We start from the raw sequence: 5,202 nt of genomic DNA, 5'->3' as shown, positions 1-5,202 counted from the left end.
CTTCACAAGATACCTGCGCATACTTTCAAAGATCCGGGGAAGTGGCCTCAGCGCCATTCCCGCGTGCCGCGAAGTTTCCTTCGTAGCGAGCCGCCCATTATGCCAGACTTTTTCAGTCCGTCAACACCTTTGTTCGATCATCTCGGCCGGCGGTGCTGGGTGCCCTGGTGTCGCTGAAGCCCCTTGGTGGCGACCCCTGCGACGGGGGAGGAGAAGTATGCCCCCATCCACAGGGTTTGTGAAGGGGGTGTGGCGATTTTTTTCAACGGATGTTGCGTCCGTTCATCCGTCGCGCCCGTGGGGGCATACGGTCAAGAGCAGCCGAGCGCGGGCTCGGCTCTACATCTGCATAAGGAACGTGTCAGGCAGCAACCAGGCGCACGCGGGCGAAAGTGCGCTTGCCGACCTGCAGCAGGCCCTCGAAGCCGGGCTGCAGTACCTGCTGACCATCTTCGACCACCTCGCCATCCACCTTCACCGCGCGCTCCTTGAGCTTGCGGTTGGCTTCGGAGTTGCTCGGGGTCAGGCCGGCAGCGGTCAGCAGCGCGGCAATGCGCAGGCCTTCAGCCGGAATGGCCACGTCCTGCAGCGGCAGCTGGGTGATGTCGCCCTGCCCGGTCACCGCCGCTTCCCAACCGGCAATGGCCTGGTCGGCCACTGCGGCGTCGTGGAAGCGGGTGGCCAGTTCACGCGCCAGGCGCAGCTTGACCACGCGCGGGTTGAGGGTGCCGGCGGCGACCTCTTCACGCAGCGAGACCGCTTCAGCCTGGCTGATATCGAAGGACAGCAGCTCGATCCAGCGCCACATCAGGGCGTCATCGACCTTCATGGCCTTGGTGACGATGTCGATGGCAGGTTCGCTGATGCCAATGTAGTTGCCCAGCGACTTGGACATCTTGTTGACGCCGTCCAGGCCTTCCAGCAGCGGCATGGTCAGCACAACCTGCGGCTTCTGCCCGTGGTGTTCCTGCAGGCCACGGCCCATCAGCAGGTTGAACTTCTGGTCGGTACCGCCCAGCTCGACGTCCGTCTCCAGGGCCACCGAGTCATAGCCCTGCACCAGCGGGTACAGGAACTCGTGGATGGCGATGGACTGCTGGGCGGCGTAGCGCTTGGCGAAATCGTCGCGCTCGAGCATGCGGGCCACGGTGTGCTGGCCGGCCAGGCGGATCATGTCGGCCGCGCCCATCTTGCCGAACCACTCCGAGTTGAAGCGCACTTCGGTCTTCTCGCGGTCCAGCACCTTGAAGACCTGCTCTTCATAGGTACGGGCGTTGGCGAGCACGTCCTCGCGGCTGAGCGGCTTGCGGGTCAGGCTCTTGCCGGACGGGTCGCCGATCATGCCGGTGAAGTCGCCGATCAGGAAAATGACCTGATGGCCGAGCTCCTGGAACTGGCGCAGCTTGTTCAGCAGTACGGTGTGGCCCAGGTGCAGGTCGGGGGCGGTGGGGTCGAAGCCAGCCTTGATCCGCAGCGGGCGGCCTTCCTGCAGGCGCGCACGCAGATCCTCGATCTTGAGGATCTCGTCGGCACCACGGCCGATCAGGGCAAGGGCTTCTTCAATCGAGGACACGGTGACTACTCCCGGCGATGCCGTTTCTTGTGTGGGGTGTTAACGCCAAGTTAACCCATCCGGCTTCACAAAAGCCAATAGGCACAAGGGTTTGACGCGGTTTTCTCAGGTGTCTATGGTAACCGGCGATCAGGCCCGCGCTCCCGGGCCGCAGGAAAAAACCACTGATGCACAATTCCGAACAAGGGCGCGCACGCAAGCAGCGCTTCCAGGAACGACTCCACGTCCTGCACGACAACGCCCTGCACCGGAAGCTCAGGCAACATCTTCCCGCCGCGTTCAATGAACGCTGGACGCGCCGCCATTGGGTGCATGCCAGCCTGTTCGCCACTATCGGTGCCCTGGTGGCGACGATCGTGCCGGGGTTTTCGCACACCATCGATTCGCCCTACCCGGAAAGCCACACCAGCCTGGCCCTGCCCTTGCCGCCGCTGTCGCTGGCCCGCCAGCAGCAGACCCCGGGCGACAGCTGGCAGGTGCTGCGGGTGCAGCGCGGGCAGACCCTGAGCGATCTGTTCGACCAGGCCGGCATCCCCGCCACGACTCTGCACCGGGTGCTGGACCATCCGGGCGCGCGTGAATCGCTGACCAAGCTGCGCCCCGGCGCCGAGATCGCCTTCGACATGCCGCTCTCGGGTGACCTGCGCAGCATCCGCTTCGACCGCGATGGCGACAACCGTGTGGAACTGAGCCTGGCTGGCGACGGCATCAAGGAAAAGGTGACCAAGCGCGAGACCTCCACGCGCACGGTGGTCACCAGCGGCGAGATCACCAGTTCGCTGTATGCCGCGGCCCGCCGGGCCGGGCTGTCGCCGTCGGCGATCGCGACGATGACCGACGACATCTTCAAGTACGACATCGACTTCTCCAAGGACCTGCAGCCGGGTGACCGCTTCAGCGTGGTGATGGATGAGACCTGGCGCGAAGGCGAGAAGGTGGACACCAGCAAGATCCTGGCGGCGACCTTCACCACGGGTGGCAAGACCTATTCGGGCTTCCGCTTCGAACGGGGCGGCAAGTCCGAGTACTACGACATCAACGGGCGCTCGCTGAAGAAGAGCTTCATCCGCATGCCGATCCCGTTCGCGCGCCTGAGCTCGACCTTCGGTGCGCGCAAGCACCCGGTGCTGGGCAAGATGCGCATGCACAAGGGCGTGGACTACGCTGCACGCACCGGTACGCCGATCATGGCCGCTGGCGATGCGCGCGTGCAGTTCGCCGGCGTGCAGCGCGGCTACGGCAACGTGGTCATCCTCGACCACGGCCGCGGCCACACCACCCTGTACGGGCACATGTCGCGCTTTGCGAACATCAAGACCGGCCAGCGCGTGGCGCAGGGCACGGTGATCGGCTATGTCGGTTCGACCGGCCTGGCCACCGGCCCGCACCTGCACTACGAATTCCGCGTGAACGGCGAGCACCGCAACCCGCTGACGGTGACCATGCCGCCGCCGGAACCGCTGAAGGGCGCCGAGCTGGTGGCCTTCCGGGCGCAGACCGCACCGGCCATGGCCCGCATCCAGGGCATGGAGAAGCTGATCTATGCCGAGGCCAGCCCGGCCCCGAGCAGCCGTGAGGCCGCCGCTTCGACTGAGGTGGCCAGCGCCAAGGCCAAGCCGGCCAACGGCCACAAGCGCGGCTGACCGGCCCTGCGTTGACGAGAAAGGACGCGGCAGCACAAGCTTGCCGCGTCCTTTTTTTTATGGCCACCATGAACACGACTGCCGACGCTCATGCCCCGCTCTACCTTGGCCTGATGTCCGGCACCAGCGCGGACGGCATCGATGCCGCGCTGGTGCAGTTTCCCGCCAGCGGTGGCTGCCGCTTCGTGCGCGGCCTGACTGCCCGCTGGGAACCGGTGCTGCGCGCACGGCTGGTGGCGCTGGGGGAAGGCGGTCCGCTGGACTCGCTGGAGGAGCTGGGCGAACTGGATGCACGCATCGCGATCAACTTCGCGGCCGCCGCCAACCAGCTGCTGGACGAGGCTGGGGTGGCCCGTGGACAGGTACGGGCAATCGGCTCGCACGGCCAGACCGTGCGCCACCGACCGCTGGCCGACCCCGCCTTCACGGTGCAGCTGGGCGATGGCAACCGCATTGCCGAGCTGACCGGGATCACCACCGTGGCCGATTTCCGCCGTCGCGATGTGGCTGCCGGCGGCCATGGCGCGCCGCTGATGCCGGCGTTCCATCTGGCCATGCTGGGCACGGCCGACGAGGACCGGGCGGTGCTCAACCTGGGTGGCATCGGCAACCTGACCCTGATCCCACGCGATGGCGCGCCACGCGGCTTCGACACCGGCCCGGCCAATGCGCTGATGGATGCCTGGTGCCAGCGCCATACCGGGCGTACCTTCGATGCCGATGGCGCCTATGCGGCCAGTGGTGCAGTGGATGCGCCGCTGCTGGCCAGCTGGCGTTCGGACCCGTGGTTCGACCTGCCGCCGCCCAAGAGCACCGGCCGCGAGCAGTTCCATCTGGCCTGGGCCGAGGCCCGCATGGGCGAAGGCGAGTACGCGGCCGCCGATGTGCAGGCCACGCTGCTGGAACTGACCGCGGTGACCGTTGCCGATGCGCTGCGGGCGCATCAGCCGGAGACCCGCCGGCTACTGGTCTGCGGTGGCGGCGTGCACAACCGGCAACTGATGCGACGGCTGACGGCTTTGCTGCCGGGCGTGGCGGTGGAATCCAGCGCCGTGCATGGGCTGGACCCGGAGTACGTGGAGGCGATGGGGTTTGCCTGGCTGGCGCAGCGGACGATGGACGGGCTGGCCGGCAACCTGCCGAGCGTTACCGGGGCGCAGGGGCCGAGGATTCTCGGGGCGATCCATCTGGCGTGACAGCAAAGCAGTCGAGCATGGCTCGACTCTACAAAAGCAGAGGGTAGCGCCGGGCCATGCCCGGCGACGCGACATCAGATCAATCGAAACCCTGCCCCGCCGGCATCGCCTGCAGGGCGGCGATCGCGGCTGACAGGGCGTCCACTTCGGGATCGCCGAAGCCGGAGCGGACCTCCAGCTCACTGCTCAGCAGGCCCTGTTCCAGCAGCACCGAACAGGTCTGCTCGTGGGTCCAGCCGCGCGCCACGGCAACTCTGCGGATACGTTCATACAGCAGCGGGTCCACGTCCCGCAGCACTACATCGGCCATGCTCACTCCCCTTTCGCAAGGCACCGCCCCCTCGGCGCGTCCGCGGCGATCATCCCGCAGGTTGCGCAGGCAGGCAATCAGGGGCTGGGGGCGCTGCGATCATGGATGCGCGGCCACAGCCAGGCCAGCAGCAGCAGGGTTGGCACCACGGTGACCGCGCTGAGCATGAAGAAGGTGCTGTAGGACGTGGCCTGGACGATGTAGCCGGAAACGCCGCCGACGAACTTGCCCGGCAGGTTGGCCAGCGATACCAGCAGGGCGTACTGGGTGGCGGTGAAGTTGCGGTCGGTCAGCGAGGACATGAAGGCCACCAGCACGGTGCCGGCGACGCCCTGGAACAGATTGTCGGCGCTGAGCGCGGTATAGAACGCCCACAGCTGGCCGGGGTTGTGCGCCATCAGCAGGAAGGCGAGGTTGGACAGGGCCACGCCCAGCGCGGCCACCAGCAGCATGCAGCGGAAGCCGAAGGCGGCCACCGCG

At 66.8% G+C, this 5,202-nt stretch carries 4 protein-coding genes and 1 pseudogene; 2 read left to right on the top strand and 3 right to left on the bottom strand.

Features of this window, described 5'->3' with window-relative positions:
* Positions 1-361 precede the first annotated feature (361 nt).
* Positions 362-1,573 (bottom strand): tyrosine--tRNA ligase, encoded by a 1,212-nt coding sequence (tyrS, locus tag ACQKDV_RS18175; RefSeq protein WP_427785609.1) that lies wholly within the window; start codon positions 1,571-1,573, stop codon positions 362-364.
* A gap of 167 nt (positions 1,574-1,740) precedes the next feature.
* On the opposite strand from tyrS, the gene ACQKDV_RS18170 reads away from it, so the two are divergent.
* A complete protein-coding gene (locus ACQKDV_RS18170) occupies positions 1,741-3,216 on the top strand; it encodes a peptidoglycan DD-metalloendopeptidase family protein (protein ID WP_427785607.1) in 1,476 nt (491 codons plus the stop codon).
* Between the two features lie 68 nt (positions 3,217-3,284).
* Positions 3,285-4,412: an anhydro-N-acetylmuramic acid kinase gene (locus ACQKDV_RS18165; RefSeq protein ID WP_427785606.1), complete on the top strand. Its 1,128-nt coding sequence runs from the start codon at positions 3,285-3,287 to the stop codon at positions 4,410-4,412.
* 79 nt (positions 4,413-4,491) lie between these two features.
* On the opposite strand, the gene ACQKDV_RS18160 is transcribed toward ACQKDV_RS18165, so the two are convergent.
* Positions 4,492-4,722: a hypothetical protein gene (locus tag ACQKDV_RS18160; RefSeq protein ID WP_324805598.1), complete on the bottom strand. Its 231-nt coding sequence runs from the start codon at positions 4,720-4,722 to the stop codon at positions 4,492-4,494.
* A gap of 77 nt (positions 4,723-4,799) precedes the next feature.
* A pseudogene (locus tag ACQKDV_RS18155) lies at positions 4,800-5,202 on the bottom strand (AmpG family muropeptide MFS transporter); the annotation flags it as partial.

This window comes from Stenotrophomonas sp. NPDC077659 (assembly GCF_050268705.1).
In the GTDB taxonomy this organism is placed as follows: domain Bacteria; phylum Pseudomonadota; class Gammaproteobacteria; order Xanthomonadales; family Xanthomonadaceae; genus Stenotrophomonas.
The sequence above is the reverse complement of the archived record's forward strand: the minus strand, read 5'-3'. Positions and strand labels throughout refer to the sequence as shown.